Origin of the sequence: Serratia sp. CY84636, from assembly GCF_052166245.1 — a bacterium.
GTDB lineage: Bacteria > Pseudomonadota > Gammaproteobacteria > Enterobacterales > Enterobacteriaceae > Serratia > Serratia nevei.
The window spans coordinates 1058001-1083395 of sequence record NZ_JBJNOX010000002.1; the positions used below are offsets into that span (position 1 = coordinate 1058001).

The window sequence follows — 25395 nt, forward strand, 5'->3', positions numbered from 1 at the left end:
AACTCTACCAGGAGAAAACCATGAATAAGACCAAGATAGCGTTGTTTGCCTCAGCCATGATGCTGGGTAGCCTGTCGGCAGCTCAGGCCGCCCCGGTTAAAATAGCGGTATTGATGTACGGCAACAAAGCCGAGTTCGTGCAATTGATGGAAAGGTTCGGCAAGGAACACCCGGCGGTGAAAAGCGGCGAAGCCGTGCTGACCTTCTACGATGGACGTTATGATGCATCGGTGCAAAACGATCAGGCTGCCACCGCTATCCAGACGCGCGCCGATGCCATTATCGTCAATCCTATGGATTTTGAGGCCAATATCGATATCGTCACTAATGCCAACGAAGCCAAAATCCCGGTGGTGGTCACCAACGCGCGCCTGAACACGGACGCGATGACGTCTGAAGTGGTGTCTAATGACGAGTTGGGGGGGTATCTGGAAGCCAAAGCCGTCCTGGACAAACTCGACTGCAAGAACCACAAGGTAAACGTGGTGATTATCGAAGGCCCGAAAGGCGGCAGCGGCGAGATCCAGCGCGGTAAGGGCAACGATAAAGCGATTGCCGAGTGCGGCGCCGGCCAGGTCACGGTACTTGAGCGCAAAACGGCCAACTGGTCACGCGCGGAAGCGCAGCCGCTGATGGAAAACTGGCTGCAGAAACACCGGGGTAAAATCAACGGCGTGATCGGCCAAAATGACGAGATGGCGCTGGGTGCTATCGAGGCGATCAAAGGCGCCGGCCTGAATGTGAAAGACTTCGCGATTGCCGGCGTTGACGGCGTTTCCGACGCGATTCATGCGGTGCAGGCCGGTGAAATGGTCTCTATCCTGCAAGATGCCAAAGGCCAGATGCAGGGCTCCATCGACGTCGCGCTGCGCGCCGTGAAAGGTGAAAGCTATCAACCTCAGTCGGATATCTGGAAGCAGTACGCCAAGGATCTGAAATGGGAGGGCGGCACGCAGAAGCATTACTACATTCCGTGGACCGTCGTTACCGCAGAGAACGCCCAAGCGCTGTTGGACGCACGCAAATAATCCCCCCGCCCCCTGGTTCCAGGGGGCCCTGCTATGGCACTTGTCTGCAAAAAAAAAGCCAGCACGGAGTGGCTGGCTTAAAGGTTCTTCGAGGGAATATCTTGTTCGATAAACATACGCCTTTCGCCGCCCCCTTGACTAACTATCAGTGTGATAGGCGCCGCCGTCTGAGACTATTTTTTGCCGTTGCATGGTAAACCGCCGCCGCTGACCTACACTTGAGCCGTAGTCAAAATGCAGTTACGGGTCGTTTTTATCTTCCAAAAGGAATAATTATGAAGGCAACTAAATATCTCTTGGCACTGCTGGCGTTCACCTCATTCTCTTCCCTGGCGGCAATTGAAATCACTCGGGAAGAGGCGGCGAAACATACCGAGATCGGTCCGGTGACCATTTCACAAGACGGCGACGACACCGTGGGGATCGACCATGCGCGTCTGTCGAAAGCGGTAGATGAAAAAGGCGGTAAGTATTACGTCATTATCGGTCGCGAGGGGAAAACCACCTTCGAAACCATCAATGCGATAGCCTATAAATAATCAGGCTTAGCCCGCGGCAGGCTGCTCCTGCCGCTTGTCCCGGCGCTTACTTGTCGCCGCCCGTCAATATCAATGCCTGCATATCGGCGAACATCGTTTCCCATTCCGCCTGGTCGATATCCATCAAACCAAAGTAACGCAGCATAAAGGCGCCTTCGGTGGCGAGAAACGCCAGGCGCGCGCGCTTGCCTTCTTCGGTCGTCAAATCCAAACCGGCGATGCGGCTGCGATACCATTCGCGCGTGCTCGCCAGATGCTCCGGCGTTTGAATCAACGTCGCCATCAGCCCGGCGGCCTTGGCGCTGGAGGTCTGATCCGAACTGTGGGTGGCCAGCATATGCGCCCGCACGGCGGTCTGCGGCGAAGGCTCGTCGCCGGCGATCGCCGTGAACAGCGTCTCATAGGCACTGCCCCAGCGATCGAACATGGCATCGATAAGGGCGTCTTTGCTGCCGAAACAATACTGCACCCCGCCCTTGGAGATCCCCATCGCTTTGGCGACGGCGTCGATGGTCAAGCCGGCGGCGCCTTGGGTGGCGACGATCTCTTCGGCGGTGTCCAAAACCTTGTCGCGATCGATGCTGCGTTGACGTCCCATTAAGAAACCCTTCTTTTCAATACGAACGTATGGATATATATTATCATCAGTATACCACCCGGCATCGCCGGTGGGTTACCCCAATGGCGGCGCCTCCGCGCCGCCCACGTTAACTGGATATGAATTATGTACGCCAAGAACCGCTGGTTGATCCTGACGATGGTCGCCAGCGCCCTTTTCCTGATCGTCATCGATATGACGGTGTTATATACCGCCCTGCCGCGCTTAACCCAGGCGCTGGACGCCAGCGCCTCGCAAAAACTCTGGATCGTCAACGCCTACCCGCTGGTGGTGGCCGGCCTGCTGCCCGGCGCCGGCATGCTGAGCGACCGCATCGGCCATAAGCGGCTGTTTCTCGCCGGGCTGCCGGTGTTTGCCGTCGCGTCACTGTGCGCCGCGTTCTCGCCCACCGCCGAGTGGCTGATCGCCGCCCGCGTGTTCCTCGCCGTTGGCGCGGCAATGATGATGCCCGCCACGCTGTCCATCGTGCGCCACGTCTTTACCGACGAACGCGAACGCGCGCTGGCAATCGGCATCTGGGCCTCGGTGGCCTCCGGCGGCGCGGCCATCGGCCCGGTGGTCGGCGGCCTGCTGCTGGAGTATTTCTGGTGGGGGTCGGTGTTCCTGATCAATGTGCCGGTCGTACTGCTGGTCTGGCCGCTGGCGTGGAAACTGATCCCGCGCTGCGGTGGCGATAACCCGCGCCCTTCGGACATCGTCGGTTCGGTGCAGATCATGATGGGTCTGGTCGGCGCCATCTATGCGCTGAAGGAGCTGAGCAAGCCGACGCCTGATGTGAGCGCCTTGCTTGTGGCAGCCTTGATCGGCGTGTTGTTCCTGGTGCTGTTCGTGCGTCGTCAGCAGCGCAGCGCCCACCCGATGATCGATTTCTCCCTGTTCCGCAACCGGCTGTTCGCAGGCGGCATCGGCGTGGCCCTGCTGTCGATGGTGGCGCTGATCGGCGTCGAGCTGGTGCTCAGCCAACGCCTACAGCTGGTGCTCGGCCTCAGCCCGCTGCAGGCGGCGCTGTTTATTTTGCCGATCCCGCTGGCCTCGGCGCTGGCGGGGCCCGTAGCCGGCCTGCTGTTGCCGCGCTACGGCGAACGCAGCATCATCCTCGGCGGCTTTGTCCTGACCACCCTCGGCATCGCCGGTCTTGCCGTGTGGTACCAGAGCGGCATAGCGCCGCAACTGGTCAGCCTGGCGCTGGTGGGCTTTGGCCTCGGCGGCGTGATCACCGCCGCTTCTACCGCCATCATGCTGAACGCGCCGGAGGAGAAGTCCGGCATGGCGGCGTCCATCGAAGACGTCTCCTACGAACTGGGTGGCGTGCTGGGCGTGACGCTGCTCGGCGGGTTGATGACGGCGGTTTACAGCCACAGCCTGGCGCTGCCGGCGGAACTGCCGGTCAGCGATTTGGCCTACGACAGCATCGACGAAGCCCTGCGGCTGGCGGCCGGGCTGGCGGCCGATCGCGCGCAGCAGCTGACGCAGCTGGCGCGTCTGGCCTTTGATCGCGCGTTTATTACGGTGCTGATCGCCGCCGCATTGCTGATGGCGCTGGGTGCCGGCGCGGTGAAACTGGCGCTACGCAAGTAACCGATAAAAGCGGCTTTTTTCGCCTGCGGATCCTGCGTAAACTGATTCGGCAATTTGCTCGACGGATTTATCGTCATCGGTTTTAGCGATGGCAATAATGCCTGTTATCGTGTTTAACCCTGCGATAAATCCGGTTACTGTAACAGCTATGGAAATTGATTCTGTCTACTATCGGAACAAATAATCAGGAGAAGATTATTATGGCAACGGCAAAGAAAGCAGCGAAAACCCATATCGGCCTCGACAGTAAACAATCGGCAAAACTCGCCGAGGCGCTGAACGCGCTGTTGGCGAACTATCAGGTGCTGTATATGAACGTGCGCGGCTATCACTGGAATATTACCGGCCCGCAGTTCTTTGAGCTGCACGCGAAATTCGAAGAGACATATAACGATCTGCTGACCAAGGTGGATGAGCTGGCGGAACGTATTCTGACGCTGGGCTCGCAGCCGCGTCACGCTTTCAGCGACTATCTGAAAACCGCCGACATCAAGGAACACACCAACGTGACCGATGATAAAGGCACGCTGCGCGGCCTGTTGGAAGGGTATTCAATCTTGCTGCAGCAGCAGCGTGAACTGCTCGCGGTAGCGGCAGACGCCGGTGACGAAGGCACCGCCTCGCTGATGAGCGATTACATCAAAGAGCAGGAAAAACAGGTCTGGATGCTCAACGCCTATCTGGGCAAATAACCCAGGCGCCATAACAAAACAGTCCCTCACGGGACTGTTTTCGTTTTACCACTCGCAGGATACCGCAAACAGCAGCGCGCGCCGATGCTGATCGTCCAGGCGGCGCCGCACCCGGATAATATGGCGATTGCTGCACGACTGGCGTTCCAGCCAGCGATGCCGGCGGCGTTGGCTCTGCCGCAACATGCGCCAGCGGCCCACTTCATTTCTACTGCGTCTCATAATTCCGTCACTCGTTCGTCTAATGCCAACCGCGGGCATTATAGCCCTTTCCGTCCGTGATCCAAGCCGCAGTTATCGGCGGCACAGCGGGCGTCACGCGGACAAAAGCCGCCCTTTCATTTTCAGCAAGTGCCTTAACTTCATCATATTTATGTAACATAAGCGCCGATAAAAGGTTTCGCCTTGACCGATCTGTGCGTACACTCATCATTGGTGGTTTGCGAACGGGATTTTTCGCCTTTATGACAACATTTTATACCGTAATCAGTTGGCTCATGGTGTTCGGCTACTGGCTGCTGATCGCCGGCGTGACGATGCGCATTTTGATGAAACGCCGCGCGGTTCCCTCTGCCATGGCCTGGCTGCTGGTTATCTACATACTGCCGCTGTTCGGCATCGTGGCCTATTTATCGTTCGGCGAGCTGCATCTGGGCAAGCGCCGGGCCGAGCGCGCCAAGGCCATGTGGCCGTCAACCGCCCGCTGGCTGAAAGAGCTGAAAGAGAGCCGCCGCATCTTCGCCACCGAGTACAGCGAGGTCGCCGAACCGCTGTTCCAGCTGTGCAACCGCCGCCAGGGCATCGACGGCGTCAAGGGCAACCAGCTGCAGCTGCTCACCACCACCGATGACACGCTGAAAGCGCTGATCCGCGACATCGAACTGGCGCGGCACAACATCGAAATGGTGTTCTATATCTGGCAACCCGGCGGCCTGGTCGATCAGGTGGCCGAATCGCTGATGGCCGCCGCCCGACGCGGCGTACACTGCCGCCTGATGCTCGACTCCGCCGGCAGCCTGCAATTTTTCCGCAGCCCCTACCCGGCGATGATGCGCAACGCCGGCATCGAAGTGGTCGAGGCGCTGAAAGTCAACCTGCTGCGCGTATTTCTACGCCGCATGGACCTGCGCCAGCACCGCAAGGTGGTGCTGATCGACAACTACATCGCCTATACCGGCAGCATGAACATGGTCGATCCGCGCTACTTCAAGCAGGATGCGGGCGTCGGCCAATGGATCGATCTGATGGCGCGCATGGAAGGCCCGGTGGCCACCACCATGGGCATCGTCTATGCCTGCGACTGGGAGATTGAAACCGGCAAGCGCATTCTGCCGCCACCGCCGGACGTCAACATCATGCCGTTCGAGCAGGAAAGCGGCCATACCATTCAGGTGATCGCCTCCGGCCCCGGCTTCCCCGAGGAGATGATCCACCAGGCGTTGCTGACCGCGGTCTATTCCGCCCGCGAGCAGCTGATCATGACCACGCCGTACTTCGTGCCGAGTGACGATCTGCTGCACGCCATTTGCACCGCCGCCCTGCGCGGCGTCGAGGTCAGCATCATCGTGCCGCGCGACAACGATTCGATGATGGTACGCTGGGCCAGCCGCGCGTTCTTCTCCGAGCTGCTGGAGGCCGGGGTTAAGATCTATCAGTTCGAAGGCGGCCTGCTGCATACCAAGAGCGTGCTGGTGGACGGCCAGCTCAGCCTGGTCGGCACCGTCAATCTGGACATGCGCAGCCTGTGGCTGAATTTCGAAATCACGCTGGTGATCGACGATGACGGCTTCGGCAGCGATTTGGCCTGCGTGCAGGAAGATTACATCGCCCGTTCCCAGCTGCTGAACGCCAAAGAGTGGCTGAAGCGGCCGTTCTGGCATCGCCTGGTCGAGCGCCTGTTCTACTTTTTCAGCCCGCTGCTGTAAAAGCCGCGGCGAGCGTGCTTTAATAGCGCCAAATCATTTGTTATCAGGATTTTTTTATGGATTTGAATAACCGCCTTACCGAAGACGAAACGCTGGAACAGGCCTACGACATCTTCCTCGAATTGGCCGGCGACAATCTGGATCCGGCGGATATTCTGCTGTTCAACCTGCAGTTTGAAGAGCGCGGCGGCGCCGAACTGTACGATCCGTCCGAAGACTGGAGCGAGCACGTGGATTACGACCTGAACCCGGACTTCTTCGCCGAGGTGGTGATCGGTCTGGCGGACAGCGACGGCGAGCCGATCAACGACGTGTTCGCCCGCGTGCTGATCTGCCGCGAGAAAGACCACAAGCTGTGCCACATTCTGTGGAAAGAGTGATTCGCCGTTAGCGCATCGGATAAAAAAAGCCCCGCTCATTCAGCGGGGCTTTTTGTTGCCGACTAGCGGCACATTACAGCGGATCGACCTTCAGGCAGGACACCGCGTGGCGGAAACTGCCCTCCAGCAGCGGACGCGTCTTGGCGCACTCCGGCCCGGCTATCGGGCAGCGGGTGCGGAACACGCAGCCGGTCGGCGGGTTGATCGGCGAAGGCAGCTCCCCTTCCAACAGCTGGATCTGCTTCTCCTTCTCCTTGTCCGGATCCGGGATCGGCACCGCCGACATCAGCGCTTTGGTGTAAGGGTGCTGCGGGTTGTGGTACACCTCGTCATAGGTGCCCAGCTCCACCGCATGGCCCAGATACATCACCAGCACGCGATCGGAAATGTGCTTCACCACCGCCAAGTCGTGGGCGATAAAGATCAGTGACAGGCCCATTTCGCGCTGCAGCTGCTGCAACAGGTTCACCACCTGCGCCTGAATCGATACGTCCAGCGCGGAGACCGGCTCGTCGCAGATCACCAGCTTCGGCTCGAGGATCAGCGCGCGTGCGATGCCGATACGCTGGCACTGGCCGCCGGAAAACTCGTGCGGGTAGCGGTTGATCAGGTTAGGCAGCAGACCGACCTTCAGCATCATTGCCTTGACCTTGTCCTTCACTTCCTGACGCGGCATTTTCGGGTAGTAGGTGCGCAGCGGCTCGGCGATGATCTCGCCGATGGTCATGCGCGGGTTGAGCGACGCCAGCGGATCCTGGAAGATCATCTGAATATCGCTGCGGGTTTTGCGCCAGTCGGCGTCGCTCATGCCCAGCAGATCTTTCCCCAGCCAGGCAACGCGCCCGCTGGTGGCCTTCACCAGGCCGATGATGGCGCGCGCGAAGGTGGATTTGCCACAGCCGGATTCGCCGACCACGCCCAGGGTTTCCCCCTCGAACAGCCGCAGCGTGACGCCATCGACCGCTTTCAGGGTTTTCGGCGGCTGCCAGAACCACTGTTTATCGTCATGAATGTCGAAGTGCACTTTCAGATCGGCCACTTCGAGCAGCACTTTCTTGTCGGTTACCGCTGTCATACCAACGCCTCCACCGGTTTAAAGCAGGCGCGCAGGCGCCCTTCCCCAAATTGCTCCAACGGCGGAGCGCTCGCGCACTGCTCCATGGCGTACGGACAGCGCGGCTGGAACGGGCAGCCTTTCGGCAACCGCAGCAGGTTCGGCGGGTTGCCGGGAATGGTCAGCAACGCTTCGCCTTCGGCATCGAGACGCGGCACCGCGTTCAACAGACCGATAGAGTACGGGTGGCTCGGCTGGTAGAACACCTCGCGCGCACTGCCGTATTCCATGGTGCGGCCGGCGTACATCACCAGCACCTTGTTGCAGATGCCGGCCACCACGCCCAGGTCGTGGGTGATCATGATGATGGCGGTGTTGAACTCGCGCTTCAGCTCGTTGAGCAGCGTCATGATCTGCGCCTGGACGGTCACGTCCAGCGCGGTGGTCGGTTCGTCGGCGATCAGCAGCTTTGGTCGACACAGCAGCGCCATGGCGATCATCACGCGCTGGCGCATGCCGCCGGAAAACTCATGCGGATACATGCGCATGCGCTTGCGCGCTTCCGGCATTTTCACCGCGTCGAGCATGCGTACCGACTCTTCAAAGGCTTCGCTTTTGCTCATTTTCTTATGCAGCATCAGCACTTCCATCAGCTGTTCGCCAACGCGCATATAAGGGTTGAGCGAGGTCATCGGGTCCTGGAAGATCATCGAGATCTCTTCCGCCCGCAGCTTGTTGAGCTGATTTTCCGGCAGGTTGAGGATTTCACGGCCGTTGAATTTGGCCGAACCGCCGATGCGGCCATTGCTGGCCAGCAGGCCCATCAGAGCGAATGCTGTCTGCGATTTACCGGAGCCGGACTCACCGACGATGCCCAGCGTTTCCCCGGCGCGCAGGTCGAAGTTCAGATCGTTCACCGCCGTCACGTCGCCGTCCGGGGTGGAGAACGTAACGCGCAGGTCTTTCACGTCCAGCAGCGGCGACGTTTTGACCCCGGCGCCGGTTTGCAGTTGAGGATGTTCAATGGTGCTCATGATTGCACTCCTTAACGATCTTTCGGGTCGAGGGCGTCACGCAGGCCATCGCCGATAAAGTTGAAACAGAACAGAGTGACAACCAGGAAACCCGCCGGGAACAGCAGCAACCACGGTGAAACTTCCATTGAGTTGGCGCCGTCGCTGAGCAATGCGCCCCAGCTGCTGAGCGGCTCCTGCGTGCCCAGCCCCAGGAAACTGAGGAAGGATTCGAACAGGATCATGCTCGGCACCAGCAGCGACGCATACACCACCACCACGCCGAGCACGTTCGGCACGATATGGCGCAGCACGATATTGCGCGTGGAGACGCCGCACACCAGCGCCGCTTCGATGAATTCCTTACGCTTCAGGCCGAGGGTTTGGCCGCGCACGATACGCGCCATATCCAGCCACGACACCATGCCGATCGCCACGAAGATGAGCAGGATATTCTGGCCGAAGAAGGTCACCAGCAGGATCACGAAGAACATGAACGGGAAGGAGTTGAGGATCTCCAGCAGGCGCATCATCACCGAGTCGACCTTGCCGCCCAGATAGCCGGACATTGCGCCGTACAGCGTGCCCACCACCACCGCCACCAGCGCCGCCGCCACGCCGACCATCAGCGAGATGCGCCCGCCGATCGCCACGCGCACCAGCAGATCGCGCCCGGAGGAGTCAGTGCCGAAATAGTGCCCCGATTCCAGGCTTGGGGCGGCGGACATCATCGCCCAGTCGGTGTCGTCGTAGGCAAACTGCGACAGCATCGGCGCCAGCGCCACAAACAGCGTGATCAGCACCAGAATAAACAGGCTGCTGACCGCCGCGCGGTTGTGCATAAAGCGCCGACGCGCGTCTTGCCACAGGCTGCGCCCTTCCACTTCCAGCTTCTCGCTGAAGTTTTCCAGAGCTTCGCTGTTCTTTTTAGTCAACATCATTCGCGTGCTCCAGATTAATAACGGATTTTCGGATCGATGACCGCATACAGCACATCGACGATCGCGTTGAACAGAATGGTCAGGGCGCCCACCAGAATGGTCAGGCTCAGCACCAGGGAGTAGTCACGGTTCAGCGCGCCGTTAACGAACAGCTGGCCGATCCCCGGCAGACCGTAGATGGTTTCGATCACCATCGATCCGGTGATGATACCGACGAACGCCGGCCCCATGTAGGACAGCACCGGCAGCAGCGCCGGCTTCAGCGCGTGGCGGAAAATAATGCGACGCATCGGCAAGCCTTTGGCGCGCGCGGTACGGATGAAGTTGGAGTGCAGCACTTCAATCATCGAGCCACGCGTGATACGGGCGATGCTGGCGATATAGGCCAGCGACAGCGCCACCATCGGCAGGATGATGAATTTAGGCGCGCCGCCGTTCCAGCCACCGCCCGGCAGCCATTTCAGCGTGATGGCGAAGATCAGCACCAGCAGCGGCGCCACCACGAAACTGGGTATCACCACCCCGGTCATGGCGAACCCCATCACCGTGTAGTCCCATTTGGTGTTCTGATTCAGCGCGGCAATCACGCCTGCGCTCACCCCCAGCACCACCGCCAGCAGAAACGCGGCCAGGCCGAGTTTGGCGGACACCGGGAAAGAGCTGGCGACCAGATCGTTCACCGAATAGTCCTTGTATTTAAAGGACGGGCCGAAGTCTCCCTGCGCAAGCTGCGCCAGATAATGACCGTACTGTTTCCAGATCGGGTCGTTCAAATGATATTTGGCTTCGATGTTCGCCATAACTTCCGGCGGCAATGCGCGTTCCCCGGTAAATGGACTGCCGGGTGCCAGGCGCATCATGAAGAATGAGATGGTGATAAGGATAAATAGTGTCGGGATCGCTTCCAACAAGCGACGAAGTATAAATTTAAGCATTGCCCTAACCCTGTGCGACAGCCTGATGACGGCTTATTATTCTCAACATGGGCCGGCGGCCTGCGCCGCCGGCTCTTACCGTATCAATGCTTGATGATGTACAGGTTTTTGTCGTACACGTTATCAAGCGGGTCTTTGCCGGTGTAACCACCGACGTAAGGTTTCACCAAACGGGCGTTCACATAGTAATACAGCGGAACGATGGCGGAATCTTTGTCCAGCTGAACTTCCGCTTTCTGATACAGCTCGGCGCGCTCGTCTTTGGTCTTCGCGGTCAACACGTTGGCCATCAGCTTGTCGAACTCGGCGCTCTTGTAGTGCGGGGTATTACTGCTGCTGTCGGACAGCATCATGTTCAGGAACGAGCTCGGCTCGTTGTAGTCGGCACACCAGCCGGCGCGCGCCACGTCATAGGTGCCCTGATGACGGGTATCCAGGAAGGTTTTCCACTCCTGGTTCACCAGCTTCACGTCCACGCCCAGGTTTTTCTTCCAGATGGAGGCGGCGGCGATCGCCAGCTTCTTGTGCAGATCGGAGGTGTTGTACAACAGGGAGAAGGTCAGCGGTTTGCCCGGGCCGTAGCCGGCGTCGGCCAGCAGTTTCTTCGCCACTTCGTTGCGTTTTTCCTGCGTCCAGCCGAACCACTCCGGTGCGGTCAGCTTGGCGCCGTCGGTGTATGGCGGCGTAAAGCTATAGGCCGGCAGGTCGCCCTGGTTTTTCACCTTGTTGACGATGATGTCGCGGTCCATGCCCAGCTTCAGCGCTTCACGCACGCGCGCATCGGTGAACGGCGCCTTCTGGTTGTTGATTTCGTAGTAATAGGTGCACAGGTAAGGATCGACATGCACCTCTTTCGGGATCTCTTTCTTCAGCTTCTGGAACAGTTCGATCGGCATGTTGTTGTAGGTCATGTCGATTTCACCGGTGCGGTAGCGGTTAACGTCGGTCACTTCCGACGAAATAGGCAGGAACGTCACTTTATTGATGATGGTTTTGGCGTTATCCCAATATTCCGGGTTGCGTTCCAGTACGATGCGTTCGTTGACAATCCAGTCTTTCAGTTTGTAAGCGCCGTTGCTGACGTAGTTGGCCGGCAGCGTCCACTTCTCGCCAAACTTCTCTACCGCGTCTTTGTAAACCGGCTTCATGGCGTAGTGCGGGGTCATTTCAACCAGATAAGGCACCGGCTCGCTCAGGGTCACCTGGAAGGTGTGGTCGTCGATGGCCTTCACGCCCAGCGTCGACTTGTCTTTTTTACCGGCGATGATGTCATCGACGTTTTCCACATGGGCGTACTGCAGGTAGCTGGCGTAAGGCGACGCGGTTTTCGGATCCACCACGCGCTGCCAGCTGTAGACGAAATCTTGCGCCGTCACCGGCTTGCCGTTGGACCATTTTGCGTCTTTACGCAGGTGGAAGGTCCAGACTTTGAAATCCTTGTTATCCCAGCTTTCCGCGACGCCCGGCACGATGGAACCGTCCGGGCTGTTGTTCGCCAGGCCTTCCATCAGGTCGCGCGTGACGTTGTTTTCCGGCACGCCCTCGATCTTGTGCGGATCCAGCGACTGCACTTCGGAACCGTTGTTTTTGACGATTTCTTGCTTGTCGGCCAGCTGCACGCCCGCCGGGACGTCAGCGGCGAAAGCGCTGGTGGTTGCTGTGATACCCAGCGCGGCGATGACGCCGGCGGCAATGAGCGTTTTCTTCGTGATGTTGGTCATACTTATCGACTCCAGTTTTTTATTATCACAGGCTCTTCGTGGAACCCGCGTTGCCCGTAAGCGGACTTTGTTTTCCCGCCGCCGCGGAACGAATGCGGCGGCCGGCCTTCCCTATATTCCCCTGCCCCTCGGCGTGAGGAATACCCCTTTACTGCTTGATAATGTAAAGATTTTTAACGTCGGTATAGTCCAGCGGGTCTTTGCCGGTGAACCCACCCACCGTCGGCTTGATCAAACGCGCGCTGACGCGGTAATAAACCGGGACCAACGCGGAGTCTTTGTCCAGCTGCGCTTCCGCCTGCTGATAGAGCGCGGCGCGCGCGGCCTCATCCGGCGCCTTCAGCGTGGCGGCCATGATGGCGTCGAACGCCGGGCTCTTGTAGAACACGGTATTGATGCTGCTGTTGGACAGAACCAGGTTCAGGAACGCGCTGGGTTCGTTGTAATCCCCGCACCAGGTGGCGCGCGCCACGTCGTATTGCCCCTGATGGCGGCTCTCCAGCGACGTTTTCCATTCCTGGTTGCGCAGCGTGACCTCGGCGCCCAGGTTCTTCTTCCACATCGACGCGGCAGCGATCGCCTGTTGTTTGTTTTGATCGGAGGTGTTGTACAGCAGCGAGAACTTCAGCGGCTTGGCGTCACTGTAGCCCGCTTCCGCCAGCAGTTTCCTGGCTTCGGCGTTGCGTTGCTCCTGACTCCAGCCGGCCCACGCAGGCTGAGTGAAGCTGGCGCCTTCCGTGAAGGTTGGCGTGAAGCTGTAGGCCGGGATTTGCCCCTGGCCCATGATCTTGTTGGCGATAATGTCGCGATCCAGCGTCATCTTCACCGCCGTACGCACGCGCGGATCGGTGAACGGCGCCCGCTTGTTATTGAGCTCGTAATAGAAGGTGCACAGATAAGGGTTAACGTGCAGCTGCTCGGGCATTTCGCGTTTCATCTTGACGTACAGGTACGGCGGAATGGCGCTGTTGGTGATGTCGATCTCGCCGCTGCGGAAGCGGTTGACGTCACTGACTTCCGAGGTAATCGGCAGGAAGGTCGCCTGATTGATCACCGTTTGCTTGTTGTTCCAGTAGCTCGGGCTGCGCTCCAGCACAATGCGCTCGTTCACCACCCACTCTTTCAGGCGGTAAGCGCCGTTGCCGACATAGTTGGCGGGCAGCGTCCATTTATCGCCGAATTTCTCCACCACCGCCTGTTTCACCGGTTTGAGCGACGTGTGGCTCAGCATGCTGATGAAATACGGCACCGGTTCGCTCAGGGTCACCTGCAGCGTCTGGTCGTCCAGCGCCTTAACGCCGAGGGTCTGCGGGCTCTTCTTCCCGGTCAGGATGTCGTCGATATTCTCGACTTTGGTGTATTGCAGGTAGCTGGCATAGGGCGAAGCGATTTTCGGATCGGCCAGACGCTGCCAGCTGTAGACGAAGTCTTGCGCGGTCACCGGGCTGCCGTCGCTCCACACCGCGCCGGGGCGCAGGTGGAAGGTCCACTGCTGATAATTCTGGTTTTCCCAGCTTGTCGCCGCCGCCGGCACCACATGCCCGTTGGCGTCGGTGCTCACCAGCCCTTCCAGCAGGTTAAGAATGATATTGCTTTCCGGGACGCCCTCGACCTTATGCGGATCCAATGAAGCCACTTCGCTACCGTTGTTGATCACAATATTCTGCTGCTGCGCCAATTGGACGCCGGCCGGAACCTCTGCCGCCAAACTGCTATTTACGGCGCCGGCGCCCAGCGCGCCGCTAATCAACAAGGTCAAAGAAGTACGCTTCAGGGTTTGCTGCATAATCGAGGCTCCTTTTCACCGACAAGCATCGCTTATCGAAGTTTGTGAAGTGTTTATAAGAATTCTAAATAAACGGATACCAGCAAAAATCATTCCCGTTTTTGTGGCGCATTTCAGTTAATTGACCACGGGAAAGTTGCTCGGAAATTAGCAGAAGCCAAATTCCATAGCCAATAAATTTTACGAAAATGTTAAGCAATTCTCTTTTATCGCACGAAGCCCAATCCGGCCCCCAAGATAGAAGGCAGGAAGAATCGAGATCATCAGCATGATTTTAAAGACAAAAAAACCACATTCATTTCAATTGAAACCATCAGCACGATCTCACCGCTGCAAAAAGAAACATTCAGTTAACAATCTAACCATTCAAAGAACAAACACCTGCCTATGTGCGGTTAATCACTAATAACACCTGGATGAAAGTGAGACAAGCCCCACAGAATGATGTGACTAATTTAACAACAGCGTGACCGTTTAGCGGGGGCGAAATGGGCAGAAATGGGGGAGGAAAAGTGATAGAAATAACGCTTAGCGTTTTTTTTGAGCAACAACATGAGATTTATGCAACATAAGAGTGCAACCGCATAAATTTTATTCATCCTGTGCACTATAATAATGCGAGCCAATAAATAATTTAAACTTTAAAATTAATTTTAGCCGCGCTAACGCGAAAGGTGCGCGGCTAAACAAGGCGTATTACAACAAGCCGGGGAATATCGCCTTAATGCCGGTAACGATAAACTCGATGCCGAGCGCCATCAGCAGCAGACCCATGATACGGGTGATCACGTTGATGCCGGTCTGCCCCAGCAAACGCACCAACAGCGGCGCGGCGCGGAACAACAGCCAGCAGCAAAAGGCGAACAAGGCGATAGCGACCGTAAAACCGAGCAGGCTTTGCCAGTTGTGATAACGGGAGCTCCACACGATGGTAGAACTGATCGCCCCCGGCCCCGCCATCAGCGGCAGCGCTAACGGCACCACGCCGATGCTTTCGCGGATCGCGCTCTCCGACTTCTCCTGTTTGTTCTGTTTGTCTTCCCCCAGCTTGCCGCTGATCATCGACATGGCGATGGTCACCACCAGAATACCGCCGGCGATGCGGAACGAATCGATAGAGATGCCGAACATCCGCAGGATCCCTTCCCCCAGGAACAGCGAGGTCCACAGAATGATGGCGACCGACAGGTTGGCGGTCAGGTTGGTTTTATTGCGCCCCGCTTCCGCCTGGTAACTGGTCATGCTGATGAACACCGGCAAAATGCCCACCGGGTTGACCAGTGCAAACAGACCGACAAAGAACTTGATAAAGCCGGAAAGATCCAACAGAGATTGGCCCACAGATGGCTCCGCGTTAAGTACTATAAAAAGGTGTGCTGCCTATGCGCGCTAATGTAATGGAATTGCCGCGGGTAATCCATCCGGCCAGAGCAGCATTTTTGACTGTCAGCAAGTTATGCAGCGAAACAAATGCCCTTTGTTAAAGTGATGTATGGCCTTTTGATTTTTTATGTTGAAAAAAGAGTCATTGCTCACAGTTATCAAGAATGATTCCCAACACCCGCAAGCTGAAAGGTGTCAGCTTGCAGTTTTCATGATTTAGATCACAAATCAACTACCCAACAGTGGGTAAGCTCTTAGTCGTAGGCAGGGAGTAGAACAAAGTGGGTGGCCACATCGCCGATTCTGTTCTCCTCACGGTCTGCCCCTCCGGCTGGCGTAGGGTAAAGCTCTTTAAGCAAATCAGCAGCATGCGAAGAAATAACGCGGGAAAGCCCCGGTATTCTCATCACCGTTTATTCCCGTTAGGACTATACTAGTGGCTCGCACGGCTTATTTACTGAAAGAGTTTAACATTATCAGGAGAGCATTATGGCTGTAACGAATGTCGCTGAACTGAACGAGCTTGTCGCACGTGTCAAAAAAGCCCAGCGCGAATATGCCAACTTCACTCAAGAGCAAGTGGATAAAATCTTCCGCGCTGCCGCCCTCGCCGCTGCTGATGCCCGTATCCCGTTGGCCAAAATGGCCGTGGAAGAATCCGGAATGGGTATCGTCGAAGACAAAGTGATCAAAAACCACTTCGCTTCCGAGTACATCTACAACGCCTATAAAGACGAAAAAACCTGTGGCATCCTGTCTGAAGATGACACCTTCGGTACCATCACCATCGCCGAACCTATCGGCCTGATTTGCGGTATCGTTCCTACCACCAACCCAACTTCTACCGCGATCTTCAAAGCGCTGATCAGCCTGAAAACCCGTAACGGCATCATCTTCTCGCCGCACCCGCGTGCGAAGAATGCCACCAATAAAGCCGCCGATATCGTGCTGCAGGCCGCTATCGCCGCCGGCGCGCCAAAAGACATCATCGGTTGGATCGATCAACCGACCGTCGAGCTGTCCAACCAGCTGATGCACCACCCGGACATCAACCTGATCCTGGCCACCGGTGGCCCGGGCATGGTGAAGGCCGCCTACAGCTCCGGCAAGCCTGCCATCGGCGTCGGTGCCGGTAATACCCCGGTCGTGGTAGACGAAACCGCAGACATCAAGCGCGTGGTCGCCTCTATCCTGATGTCCAAAACCTTCGACAGCGGCGTTATCTGCGCTTCCGAACAGTCGGTCATCGTCGTCGACGCTATTTATGATGCGGTACGCGAACGTTTCGCTTCCCACGGCGGCTATCTGCTGCAGGGTAAAGAACTGAAAGCGGTTCAGGACATCATCCTGAAAAACGGCGGTCTGAACGCGGCCATCGTGGGGCAATCCGCACCGAAAATCGCCGAGATGGCGGGCATCAAAGTGCCGGCCAACACCAAAGTGCTGATCGGCGAAGTGAAGCTGGTCGACGAGTCCGAGCCTTTCGCCCATGAAAAACTGTCGCCTACCCTGGCGATGTACCGGGCCAAAGATTTCGAAGACGCCGTCGCCAAAGCTGAGAAACTGGTCGCCATGGGCGGTATCGGCCACACCTCCTGCCTGTACACCGACCAGGATAACCAAACGGCTCGCATCGCCTACTTCGGCGATAAAATGAAAACGGCTCGTATCCTGATCAACACCCCGGCTTCTCAGGGCGGTATCGGCGACCTGTATAACTTCAAACTCGCGCCTTCGCTGACGCTGGGTTGCGGCTCCTGGGGTGGTAACTCCATCTCTGAGAACGTCGGACCTAAACACCTGATCAACAAGAAAACTGTAGCGAAGCGAGCAGAAAACATGTTGTGGCATAAACTTCCGAAATCGATCTACTTCCGCCGGGGCTCGCTGCCTATCGCGCTGGAAGAAGTGGCGACCGACGGGGCAAAACGCGCCTTCATCGTGACCGACCGTTTCCTGTTCAACAACGGCTATGCCGACCAGATCACCAAGGTTCTGAAGTCTCACGGCATCGAAACCGAAGTGTTCTTCGAAGTGGAAGCCGATCCGACGCTGAGCATCGTGCGCAAGGGCGCAGAGCAGATGAACTCCTTCAAACCGGACGTCATCATCGCGCTGGGCGGCGGTTCGCCGATGGACGCCGCGAAAATCATGTGGGTGCTGTACGAACATCCTGAAACCCACTTCGAGGATCTGGCGCTGCGCTTCATGGACATCCGTAAGCGTATCTACAAGTTCCCGAAAATGGGCGTGAAAGCGAAAATGATCGCCATCACCACCACGTCAGGCACCGGTTCGGAAGTCACGCCGTTTGCCGTCGTAACCGACGACACCACCGGACAGAAATACCCGTTGGCCGACTATGCGCTGACCCCGGACATGGCAATTGTCGATGCCAACCTGGTGATGAACATGCCGAAATCCCTGTGCGCCTTCGGCGGTCTGGATGCGGTCACCCACGCGCTGGAAGCCTACGTTTCGGTGCTGGCGAACGAATACTCCGACGGCCAGGCGTTGCAAGCGCTGAAACTGTTGAAAGAGTATCTGCCGGCCAGCTATAAAGAAGGCGCGAAAAATCCGGTTGCCCGTGAACGCGTGCACAACGCCGCCACCATCGCCGGTATCGCCTTCGCCAACGCCTTCCTCGGGGTCTGTCACTCCATGGCGCACAAGCTGGGTTCGGAGTTCCACATTCCGCACGGCCTGGCCAACGCGATGCTGATTTCCAACGTCATTCGCTACAACGCGAACGACAACCCGACCAAGCAGACGGCCTTCAGCCAGTACGACCGCCCTCAGGCGCGCCGCCGCTACGCTGAAATCGCCGACCACCTCGGCCTGAGCGCACCGGGCGACCGCACTGCGCAGAAGATTGAGAAACTGCTGGCCTGGCTGGACGAGCTGAAAACCGAGTTGGGCATCCCAACCTCCATCCGTGAAGCGGGTGTGCAGGAAGCGGACTTCCTGGCGAAAGTCGACAAGCTGTCGGAAGATGCATTCGACGACCAATGTACCGGCGCCAACCCACGCTATCCGCTGATTGCCGAGCTGAAGCAAATCATGCTGGATACCTTCTACGGCCGCGAATTCAGCGAAGCGGTAGAAGAGGAAGCGGCCGCTCCGGCTGCCGCCAAAGCCGCGGTAAAGAAGCCCAAGAAATAACGGTTCCGTGAACCGATAAAAAAACCCGCCAAACGGCGGGTTTTTTATTGCGCCTGAGGCGCTGCATTTCGATTCACGCCGCCAAAACGCTTCAGCGGGCTCTGGCGGCATTTTCACCCTTAGTCCAGGGAGTGAATCGCCTCTTTATAATGCTTGCGGCAGACGGAGACATAGCTCTCGTTACCGCCAATCACCACCTGTTCACCGGCATGCATCGCTTTGCCATTCTCGTCCAGTCGCAGCACCATATTGGCTTTGCGCCCGCAGTGACAGATGGTTTTCAATTCCACCAGCTTATCGGCCCAGGCCAGCAAATAGTGGCTGCCGGTAAACAACTCACCGAGAAAATCGGTGCGCAGGCCGTAACACAATACGGGAATGTCCAGTTGGTCCACCACATCGCACAATTGCTCAACCTGCGCTTTGGTCAGGAACTGGCTTTCATCGAGCAGCACACAATGCACCTGCTGCTGTTGATGCTCTTGCTGAATCATGGCGAAGAGCATTGAGTCGTTGTTATAGAGCTGGGCCTGTGAAGATAACCCGATGCGCGAGCTGACTTTGCCTACGCCATAGCGGTGATCGATCTCCGCGGTGAACACCAGCGTGCGCATACCACGCTCTTGATAGTTATATGAAGACTGTAGCAGCGCGGTAGACTTGCCGGCATTCATCGCAGAGTAATAAAAATAAAGTTGAGCCATGGCCCCGCCACTCCGATGGTATAAGAAATATTCAAATGTTGATTAGGACGGTGAGTGTACCATAACCCGACCCCCGGCTCAGCCCAAAGCGAACGAATATTGCGTTCGCCGTAATAATGCGCTTTCAAGCGAAACATATCGTTCTGTCGGCATGTTCTTTTTACAGCTATTTACAGGATAATGTATGCCTGTCATCACTATTAATTCTTGCTAATGGTTAGCCACAGGCATTTGCCCATTAATGCATAGCCGCCCTTTCCCCTCTGCAGGCGCTGTAGCTGCGGCGGAACGCCTGTCTATTTATACGTGAGGCCAATAACGGGCATTTAATCGCCTTCGCCGACGCCCCGACGTTACCTGACGCAATCTTTACCTATATACCCCTATTGTTTACAATGTCTGCCTTGCCATGGCGTGATTAAGCCCACAGAACCCATTGTAATATTGATATAAATTACGGCGATAACTTATCGATGAAAGCCTTGCGACACGCGCCCTTTAAAGCCTGCCTGCTGAAATTTTGACTTAAGCTCGATGAAGGTAATAGTTAACAGGCCTTCCTATTATTTGTCGGACTGATCCGATTAACGGTTTTTTTAAAGGTAAATTTGAGTATTCAAGTCAATTTGGCTATTGCAGAAAAGAAAAGAGCACTCTATTATTATCGAGACGCCCCCCACCAATATAATTTGAGACTAGGACAATGAGCGAAGCATTAAAGATTTTGAACAACATCCGCACCCTGCGCGCCCAGGCAAGAGAATGCACGCTGGAAACGCTGGAAGAAATGCTCGAGAAACTGGAAGTTGTTGTGAACGAACGTCGCGAAGAAGACAGCCAGGCTCAAGCAGAAATCGAAGAACGCACTCGTAAGCTGCAGCAATACCGCGAAATGCTGATTGCTGACGGTATCGACCCGAATGAACTGCTGCAAACCATGGCTGCCAACAAGGCTGCCGGTAAAGCAAAACGTGCAGCACGTCCTGCTAAATACCAATATAAAGACGAAAACGGCGAGCTGAAAACCTGGACCGGCCAAGGCCGTACTCCTGCGGTGATTAAGAAAGCTATCGAAGAGCAAGGTAAATCTCTGGACGATTTCCTGCTGTAATAGCGATTCAGTCCGTATCTGAAAGGCTCCCTGCGGGGGGCCTTTTCATTTTAAATCTTATCGTTCTGTACCCGCCCTCCTATCCTTTTAGTAAATATCCTAATTCGCTTTTCCTTCGATCATGAAATTTCAGTGAAAAAAAAGGGACCCTAAGGCCCCTGTATCGCATTAAATCTCGTCCAATTATTGAACCTGATAGAATGCCTTATACCAGTCAACAAAGCGCTTCACACCCTCTTCAACGCCGGTTTCCGGTTTGAAACCAATGTCACGATAAAGCTCTTCCGTATCCGCACTGGTATCCATCACATCGCCTGGTTGCATCGGCAGCATATTCTTACGGGCGGTGACCCCCAATGCCTGCTCCAGCGCGCTGATATATTCCATCAGTTTTACGGGAGCGCTATTGCCGATATTATAAACATGGTACGGAGCAGAACTGGTCGCCGGCGATCCCTGTTCAACGGTCCAGGATGGATTTGCCTGCGGAATAACCGCCTGCAAGCGCACTATCGCCTCAGCGATATCATCGATGTAAGTAAAATCGCGATGCATTTCGCCATGGTTATATACGTCGATGCTCTCCCCCGCCAATATGGCTTTGGTGAATTTGAACAGCGCCATGTCCGGACGCCCCCAAGGGCCATATACGGTAAAGAACCGCAGTCCGGTCGTCGGGAGACCGTATAAGTGGGAATAACTGTGCGACATCAGCTCATTGGCTTTTTTGGTTGCCGCATACAATGACACCGGATGATCGACACTGTCTTCCGTGGCAAAAGGCAACTTGCGATTCAGGCCATATACCGAGCTGGAGGAAGCATAAAGTAAATGCTCGACCTTATTGTGACGGCAGCCTTCCAGAACGTTTAAATGGCCAATCAGGTTGGCATCCGCATAAGCCAACGGGTTGACCAGCGAGTAACGTACGCCGGCTTGAGCACCCAAATGAATGACTCGCTGGAACTGCTGCTCGGCAAACAATGCCGCCATACCTTCACGGTCAGCCAAATCCAGCTTGATAAAGCGGAATCCCGGCTTATCCGTCAGTCTGTCCAGACGAGCCATTTTCAGGCCCACGTCATAATAGTCGTTCAGGTTATCGATGCCGACAACCTGATGGCCGGCGGCCAATAAACGCTCTGCAACGTGATAACCAATAAACCCTGCGGCGCCTGTAACCAGGAATTTCATACCCACTCCTTAAATAACTGGTTTAATCGAGGCTCCGCGGCCAATCGCGTAGTAGGTAAAGCCGCGATTTTCCAAACGCTCAGGATCGTACAGGTTACGCCCATCAAAGATCACCGGCTGCTTCAGTGCACTCTTGATCACATCGAAGTCCGGTGCGCGGAAGTTCTGCCATTCAGTGCAGATCACCAAAGCATCGGCGCCGTGCAACGCAGCTTCTTTGGTTCCCATCAGCTTCAAATCGTCGCGCTGACCATAGATGCGTTGAACTTCGTTCATCGCTTCCGGATCGTAGGCTTGAACGGTGGCGCCGGCAGCCCACAACTTCTCCATCAGCACGCGGCTGGACGCCTCACGCATGTCATCGGTATTCGGCTTGAACGCCAGGCCCCACAGCGCGAAGGTTTTACCCTTCAGATCGCTGCCGAAGTAGTCTTTGATAAAGCTGTTCAGCTTGTCTTTCTGTTGGTAGTTGACCTGCTCTACCGCCTGCAGCAGCTTCGGTTGGTAACCGATCTGCTCCGCCGTGCGGATCAACGCCTGGACATCTTTCGGGAAGCAAGAACCACCGTAGCCGCAGCCAGGGTATATGAAGTGATAACCGATGCGTGAGTCAGAACCGATGCCCTGACGCACTTTCTCAATGTCCGCACCCAGCATTTCCGCTAGGTTGGACATTTCGTTCATAAAGCTGATCTTGGTCGCCAGCATACAGTTGGCGGCATATTTGGTCAGCTCTGCGCTGCGGATATCCATCATGATCATACGATCGTGATTGCGGTTAAACGGCTCGTACAGCTCGCGAATAGGTTCGATCACCTCTAGATTATCGGTGCCGATCACGATGCGCTCAGGGCGCATGCAGTCTGCCACCGCCGCGCCTTCTTTCAGGAATTCCGGGTTAGACACCACGTCGAACGGCACGTTGCTGCCGCGCTTCGCCAGCGTATCCGCCATCACCTGACGCACCTTGTCCGCCGTGCCGACCGGAACGGTGGATTTGTCGATCACCACTTTGCGATCGGTCATGTGCTCAGCGATGGTGCGAGCAACCGCAGTGACATATTTCAGGTCAGCGGAACCGTCTTCATCCGGCGGCGTACCGACGGCGATGAACTGGATATTCCCGTGCGCCACGCCCGCTTTGGCATCGGTAGTGAAATGCAGACGGCCGGCCTCATAGTTTTGCTGCACCAGCGGCGTCAGGCCCGGTTCAAAAATCGGGATATTGCCTTTTTTCAGGTTTTCGACTTTTCGCTCATCGACGTCAATGCACATAACGTCATGGCCAACTTCAGCCAGCACGGCGGCCTGCACCAGACCCACATAACCAATACCAAAAACTGTTACTTTCATGTGAAAATCCTAGTTTTTCAAATTAAGACGAAACATCACGCAATTATTTCTTGTCAGCGGCAACAACCTGTTGCAGCCACTGAGAAAATTCTTTACCGAGGCTGGCATGGCGCATGCCGTATTCCACAAATGCCTGCATGTAACCCAGTTTGTTGCCACAATCATGGCTCACGCCTTTCAGGTGATACGCTTCCACCGTTTCCTGCTGCATCAACATTTCGATGCTGTCAGTCAGCTGAATTTCGTCGCCGGCGCCTGGAGGCGTTTTCGCCAACAGCGGCCAAATATCGGCGGACAGCACGTAACGACCGACAATCGCCAGGTTGGAAGGCGCTTTATCCGGCGACGGCTTCTCGACCACGCTGACCATCGGCGCGCTTTCACCCGGTTGCAGCTTGACACCTTTACAATCGGCTACGCCGTAGTTTCCGACATCTTTATGCGGCACGGGCTCAACCATGATCTGGCTGACGCCGGTGGTTTCGAAGCGCTGCAACATTTCGCGCAGGTTATCTTTTTTCGGATCGGCGCTATATTCGTCGAGGATCACGTCCGGAAGCACCACCGCAACCGGCTCATCACCCACCATCGGATAGGCGCACATGATAGCGTGCCCCAAACCTTTGGCATTCCCCTGACGGACTTGCATCACGGTAACGCCTTTCGGGCAGATCGATTGCACTTCATCCAGCAATTGGCGCTTGACGCGTTTTTCCAGCATCGCTTCCAGTTCGAAACTGGTATCAAAATGGTTTTCGATCGAGTTTTTGGAGGAGTGGGTGACCAGCACAATCTCGTTAATCCCTGCCGCAATACACTCATTGACGACGTATTGGATCAGCGGTTTATCAACCAGCGGCAGCATTTCTTTTGGAATGGCTTTGGTGGCCGGTAACATCCGCGTACCCAAGCCTGCAACCGGGATCACGGCTTTTCTGACTTTGCGATTTACAGCAGGCATTATTTCCTCTCTTAAAGCTAAAGCGCTCATTTTATGAGCTTGGGCTCGATATAAAAAAACCTCCGGAGTATACCAGCTTATGCGCGCCGAGCATTAGCCAGAACACAAATCGAAAACATTTAGGACTATTACCCGTTCTGATAATCGGGAGAATAAATAAACGGTTTAATTACCGATAAGTGAATAGCTTAAGATCTCGCCGCTCGGCGCCCGTTATTCAGCGCTCAGCATCAGCCGCAATCGGCCCCCGCTGCCCCACACCTGACATTGCCAGGCGGTGCAACGTTGACTGATCTGGTTCATATAGGTAGCCCCCAGCGTCCCCAGCGGTACGCCGTTGCTCAGCTGAATTTGATTATCCCCGGTATTGACGTTGGCATGCAGCCCGGCGGACACCAGAATCAGGTTCTTATTTTCGGCGTGGTAATATCCCAGCAACAGTGGGAATTGGCCATCTAATTTCCCCTGTCGCAATAATTGATTAACCTGCTTTAACAATGCCGACATTTGCGGCAGGCGATGCTGTTGATTAGCCAGATGGTCTTGCAGCAACCCATTAAATAATGCGCGCAGCAGCAATGCCGCCAATACGCCATTATCGCCGGCGCGCGTGACGTCCAGGCAATAGAATGCCAGGTCTTTTTCTGACAACGCGGCAATATCCAGCACCAGACCGGGATTTTCGCCCGTGGTTAACTGCCGATAGTTGATCCGGCAATGTGCAATGGTCTGCTGTACCGGCGGTTGCAGTTGTTTAAGCAGTTTGACGGCTTCGGAAGGGTTTTTGCTCAGCGCATCCCAATCCTGAAACAGCTCAACCTCTTCCATCGCCTGAGAGGTGAACATATTGGGGTATAAACACGCCAGCACCGCTTCACGCAGGCGATTGAGATCGGTCAGGGGCTTCAGCAGGACATCCTGTACGCCCAAGCGTAACACCTTGGCAATGTCGGCCATCTTGTCGGTGGCCGAGATCACCAGCACCGGGATCTGCCCCCCCTGCAAACGCAGGTGCTCAACGAATTCGATACCGCCCATTTCCGGCATCGCGAGATCGCACAGAATCAGATCGGGCTTGAAGTCATCGACGGCACTCAGCGCCTGCAAACCGTTGGTCGCCTCGCCGGTTTCAGCGCCCAGCGAGGTCAAATAACCGACCAGCACGGAACGAAAAACCTGTTCGTCCTCAACGATCAAGATGCGTTTGTGAGTGAGTGGTAATGCCATCAGCCGAGCCTCGTCCCTTTCCATAGTGTAATAGTGGCTCAAAAAGGTCACTTATGCTCGTCTGAATCAGACCGACCGCGCATTGCCAA

General features: G+C 56.2%; 22 protein-coding genes. 8 read left to right on the forward strand and 14 right to left on the reverse strand.

The window, feature by feature from the left end:
- The first annotated feature begins 20 nt into the window (after nt 1-20).
- Nucleotides 21-1028 carry a substrate-binding domain-containing protein gene (locus tag ACJ8QI_RS09505; RefSeq protein ID WP_060423804.1) on the forward strand — a complete coding sequence of 336 codons (1008 nt, stop codon included), beginning with the start codon at nt 21-23 and terminating at the stop codon, nt 1026-1028.
- 275 nt (nt 1029-1303) lie between these two features.
- A complete protein-coding gene (locus ACJ8QI_RS09510) occupies nt 1304-1567 on the forward strand; it encodes a hypothetical protein (protein WP_019452732.1) in 264 nt (87 codons plus the stop codon).
- Nucleotides 1568-1613: 46 nt separating this feature from the next.
- On the opposite strand, the gene ACJ8QI_RS09515 is transcribed toward ACJ8QI_RS09510, so the two are convergent.
- Entirely contained in the window at nt 1614-2165 is a 552-nt protein-coding gene (locus ACJ8QI_RS09515) for a TetR/AcrR family transcriptional regulator (protein ID WP_038877264.1), read from the reverse strand.
- Nucleotides 2166-2291: 126 nt separating this feature from the next.
- Here ACJ8QI_RS09515 and smfY point away from each other — a divergent pair, with 126 nt between their 5' ends.
- Entirely contained in the window at nt 2292-3764 is a 1473-nt protein-coding gene (smfY, locus tag ACJ8QI_RS09520; protein ID WP_070913647.1) for a multidrug efflux MFS transporter SmfY, read from the forward strand.
- Between the two features lie 200 nt (nt 3765-3964).
- Nucleotides 3965-4456, forward strand: a complete 492-nt coding sequence (locus ACJ8QI_RS09525) for a Dps family protein (protein WP_039565820.1) — start codon at nt 3965-3967, stop codon at nt 4454-4456.
- A gap of 45 nt (nt 4457-4501) precedes the next feature.
- Here the strand turns inward: ACJ8QI_RS09525 and ACJ8QI_RS09530 are convergent, their stop codons facing one another.
- Nucleotides 4502-4678: a YciY family protein gene (locus ACJ8QI_RS09530; RefSeq protein ID WP_025159792.1), complete on the reverse strand. Its 177-nt coding sequence runs from the start codon at nt 4676-4678 to the stop codon at nt 4502-4504.
- A 242-nt stretch (nt 4679-4920) separates the two neighbouring features.
- On the opposite strand from ACJ8QI_RS09530, the gene cls reads away from it, so the two are divergent.
- Entirely contained in the window at nt 4921-6381 is a 1461-nt protein-coding gene (cls, locus tag ACJ8QI_RS09535) for a cardiolipin synthase (protein ID WP_038877257.1), read from the forward strand.
- Nucleotides 6382-6437: 56 nt separating this feature from the next.
- Nucleotides 6438-6761, forward strand: a complete 324-nt coding sequence (locus tag ACJ8QI_RS09540; RefSeq protein WP_004932139.1) for an HI1450 family dsDNA-mimic protein — start codon at nt 6438-6440, stop codon at nt 6759-6761.
- A 73-nt stretch (nt 6762-6834) separates the two neighbouring features.
- Here ACJ8QI_RS09540 and oppF read toward each other — a convergent pair whose 3' ends face one another.
- The 7 genes from oppF to ACJ8QI_RS09575 form a co-directional block, all read right to left on the reverse strand.
- The gene (gene oppF / locus ACJ8QI_RS09545) at nt 6835-7836 is read right to left on the reverse strand and encodes a murein tripeptide/oligopeptide ABC transporter ATP binding protein OppF (protein ID WP_025303071.1); all 1002 of its coding nucleotides are present in this window, start codon (nt 7834-7836) and stop codon (nt 6835-6837) included.
- Nucleotides 7833-8849: an ABC transporter ATP-binding protein gene (locus ACJ8QI_RS09550; protein WP_033634782.1), complete on the reverse strand. Its 1017-nt coding sequence runs from the start codon at nt 8847-8849 to the stop codon at nt 7833-7835. Before ACJ8QI_RS09550 ends, oppF begins: the two co-directional genes overlap by 4 nt.
- An 11-nt stretch (nt 8850-8860) precedes the next feature.
- A complete protein-coding gene (gene oppC, locus ACJ8QI_RS09555; RefSeq protein ID WP_060439802.1) occupies nt 8861-9769 on the reverse strand; it encodes an oligopeptide ABC transporter permease OppC in 909 nt (302 codons plus the stop codon).
- Nucleotides 9770-9783: 14 nt separating this feature from the next.
- The gene (gene oppB, locus ACJ8QI_RS09560; protein ID WP_004932150.1) at nt 9784-10704 is read right to left on the reverse strand and encodes an oligopeptide ABC transporter permease OppB; all 921 of its coding nucleotides are present in this window, start codon (nt 10702-10704) and stop codon (nt 9784-9786) included.
- Nucleotides 10705-10787: 83 nt separating this feature from the next.
- Complete coding sequence (oppA, locus tag ACJ8QI_RS09565; protein WP_049199093.1) at nt 10788-12425, reverse strand: oligopeptide ABC transporter substrate-binding protein OppA; 1638 nt, start codon at nt 12423-12425, stop codon at nt 10788-10790.
- Nucleotides 12426-12573: 148 nt separating this feature from the next.
- Nucleotides 12574-14211 carry an ABC transporter substrate-binding protein gene (locus tag ACJ8QI_RS09570; protein ID WP_049269962.1) on the reverse strand — a complete coding sequence of 546 codons (1638 nt, stop codon included), beginning with the start codon at nt 14209-14211 and terminating at the stop codon, nt 12574-12576.
- Nucleotides 14212-14907: 696 nt separating this feature from the next.
- A complete protein-coding gene (locus ACJ8QI_RS09575) occupies nt 14908-15552 on the reverse strand; it encodes a YchE family NAAT transporter (RefSeq protein WP_015378089.1) in 645 nt (214 codons plus the stop codon).
- A gap of 531 nt (nt 15553-16083) precedes the next feature.
- On the opposite strand from ACJ8QI_RS09575, the gene adhE reads away from it, so the two are divergent.
- Nucleotides 16084-18756 (forward strand): bifunctional acetaldehyde-CoA/alcohol dehydrogenase, encoded by a 2673-nt coding sequence (gene adhE / locus ACJ8QI_RS09580; protein ID WP_060439800.1) that lies wholly within the window; start codon nt 16084-16086, stop codon nt 18754-18756.
- A gap of 119 nt (nt 18757-18875) precedes the next feature.
- On the opposite strand, the gene ACJ8QI_RS09585 is transcribed toward adhE, so the two are convergent.
- Nucleotides 18876-19460, reverse strand: a complete 585-nt coding sequence (locus tag ACJ8QI_RS09585; RefSeq protein WP_060423810.1) for a thymidine kinase — start codon at nt 19458-19460, stop codon at nt 18876-18878.
- A gap of 703 nt (nt 19461-20163) precedes the next feature.
- On the opposite strand from ACJ8QI_RS09585, the gene hns reads away from it, so the two are divergent.
- Nucleotides 20164-20571, forward strand: coding sequence for a histone-like nucleoid-structuring protein H-NS (hns, locus tag ACJ8QI_RS09590; protein ID WP_004932170.1), 408 nt, complete (start codon nt 20164-20166; stop codon nt 20569-20571).
- Between the two features lie 183 nt (nt 20572-20754).
- Here the strand turns inward: hns and ACJ8QI_RS09595 are convergent, their stop codons facing one another.
- The 4 genes from ACJ8QI_RS09595 to rssB all read right to left on the reverse strand — a co-directional run bounded on the left by ACJ8QI_RS09595 (nt 20755) and on the right by rssB (nt 25306).
- Nucleotides 20755-21765, reverse strand: coding sequence for an NAD-dependent epimerase (locus ACJ8QI_RS09595; RefSeq protein WP_060423814.1), 1011 nt, complete (start codon nt 21763-21765; stop codon nt 20755-20757).
- Nucleotides 21766-21774: 9 nt separating this feature from the next.
- Nucleotides 21775-23118 (reverse strand): UDP-glucose dehydrogenase family protein, encoded by a 1344-nt coding sequence (locus tag ACJ8QI_RS09600; protein ID WP_102984570.1) that lies wholly within the window; start codon nt 23116-23118, stop codon nt 21775-21777.
- Between the two features lie 43 nt (nt 23119-23161).
- Entirely contained in the window at nt 23162-24079 is a 918-nt protein-coding gene (galU, locus tag ACJ8QI_RS09605; protein ID WP_060423820.1) for a UTP--glucose-1-phosphate uridylyltransferase GalU, read from the reverse strand.
- Nucleotides 24080-24292: 213 nt separating this feature from the next.
- Nucleotides 24293-25306 carry a two-component system response regulator RssB gene (rssB, locus tag ACJ8QI_RS09610; protein ID WP_442532424.1) on the reverse strand — a complete coding sequence of 338 codons (1014 nt, stop codon included), beginning with the start codon at nt 25304-25306 and terminating at the stop codon, nt 24293-24295.
- Nucleotides 25307-25395: the final 89 nt, after the last annotated feature.

What these genes read in the sequence shown, in the direction of transcription:
- ACJ8QI_RS09600 (WP_102984570.1), bottom strand. Translation starts at nt 23,118, where the DNA reads ATGAAAGTAACAGTTTTTGGTATTGGTTATGTGGGTCTGGTGCAGGCC.
- ACJ8QI_RS09550 (WP_033634782.1), bottom strand. Translation starts at nt 8,849, where the DNA reads ATGAGCACCATTGAACATCCTCAACTGCAAACCGGCGCCGGGGTCAAA.
- ACJ8QI_RS09515 (WP_038877264.1), bottom strand. Translation starts at nt 2,165, where the DNA reads ATGGGACGTCAACGCAGCATCGATCGCGACAAGGTTTTGGACACCGCC.
- rssB (WP_442532424.1), bottom strand. Translation starts at nt 25,306, where the DNA reads ATGGCATTACCACTCACTCACAAACGCATCTTGATCGTTGAGGACGAA.
- ACJ8QI_RS09595 (WP_060423814.1), bottom strand. Translation starts at nt 21,765, where the DNA reads ATGAAATTCCTGGTTACAGGCGCCGCAGGGTTTATTGGTTATCACGTT.
- cls (WP_038877257.1), top strand. Translation starts at nt 4,921, where the DNA reads ATGACAACATTTTATACCGTAATCAGTTGGCTCATGGTGTTCGGCTAC.
- ACJ8QI_RS09540 (WP_004932139.1), top strand. Translation starts at nt 6,438, where the DNA reads ATGGATTTGAATAACCGCCTTACCGAAGACGAAACGCTGGAACAGGCC.
- adhE (WP_060439800.1), top strand. Translation starts at nt 16,084, where the DNA reads ATGGCTGTAACGAATGTCGCTGAACTGAACGAGCTTGTCGCACGTGTC.
- oppF (WP_025303071.1), bottom strand. Translation starts at nt 7,836, where the DNA reads ATGACAGCGGTAACCGACAAGAAAGTGCTGCTCGAAGTGGCCGATCTG.
- ACJ8QI_RS09585 (WP_060423810.1), bottom strand. Translation starts at nt 19,460, where the DNA reads ATGGCTCAACTTTATTTTTATTACTCTGCGATGAATGCCGGCAAGTCT.
- ACJ8QI_RS09530 (WP_025159792.1), bottom strand. Translation starts at nt 4,678, where the DNA reads ATGAGACGCAGTAGAAATGAAGTGGGCCGCTGGCGCATGTTGCGGCAG.
- hns (WP_004932170.1), top strand. Translation starts at nt 20,164, where the DNA reads ATGAGCGAAGCATTAAAGATTTTGAACAACATCCGCACCCTGCGCGCC.
- oppB (WP_004932150.1), bottom strand. Translation starts at nt 10,704, where the DNA reads ATGCTTAAATTTATACTTCGTCGCTTGTTGGAAGCGATCCCGACACTA.
- galU (WP_060423820.1), bottom strand. Translation starts at nt 24,079, where the DNA reads ATGCCTGCTGTAAATCGCAAAGTCAGAAAAGCCGTGATCCCGGTTGCA.
- ACJ8QI_RS09510 (WP_019452732.1), top strand. Translation starts at nt 1,304, where the DNA reads ATGAAGGCAACTAAATATCTCTTGGCACTGCTGGCGTTCACCTCATTC.
- smfY (WP_070913647.1), top strand. Translation starts at nt 2,292, where the DNA reads ATGTACGCCAAGAACCGCTGGTTGATCCTGACGATGGTCGCCAGCGCC.
- ACJ8QI_RS09570 (WP_049269962.1), bottom strand. Translation starts at nt 14,211, where the DNA reads ATGCAGCAAACCCTGAAGCGTACTTCTTTGACCTTGTTGATTAGCGGC.
- oppA (WP_049199093.1), bottom strand. Translation starts at nt 12,425, where the DNA reads ATGACCAACATCACGAAGAAAACGCTCATTGCCGCCGGCGTCATCGCC.
- oppC (WP_060439802.1), bottom strand. Translation starts at nt 9,769, where the DNA reads ATGATGTTGACTAAAAAGAACAGCGAAGCTCTGGAAAACTTCAGCGAG.
- ACJ8QI_RS09525 (WP_039565820.1), top strand. Translation starts at nt 3,965, where the DNA reads ATGGCAACGGCAAAGAAAGCAGCGAAAACCCATATCGGCCTCGACAGT.
- ACJ8QI_RS09505 (WP_060423804.1), top strand. Translation starts at nt 21, where the DNA reads ATGAATAAGACCAAGATAGCGTTGTTTGCCTCAGCCATGATGCTGGGT.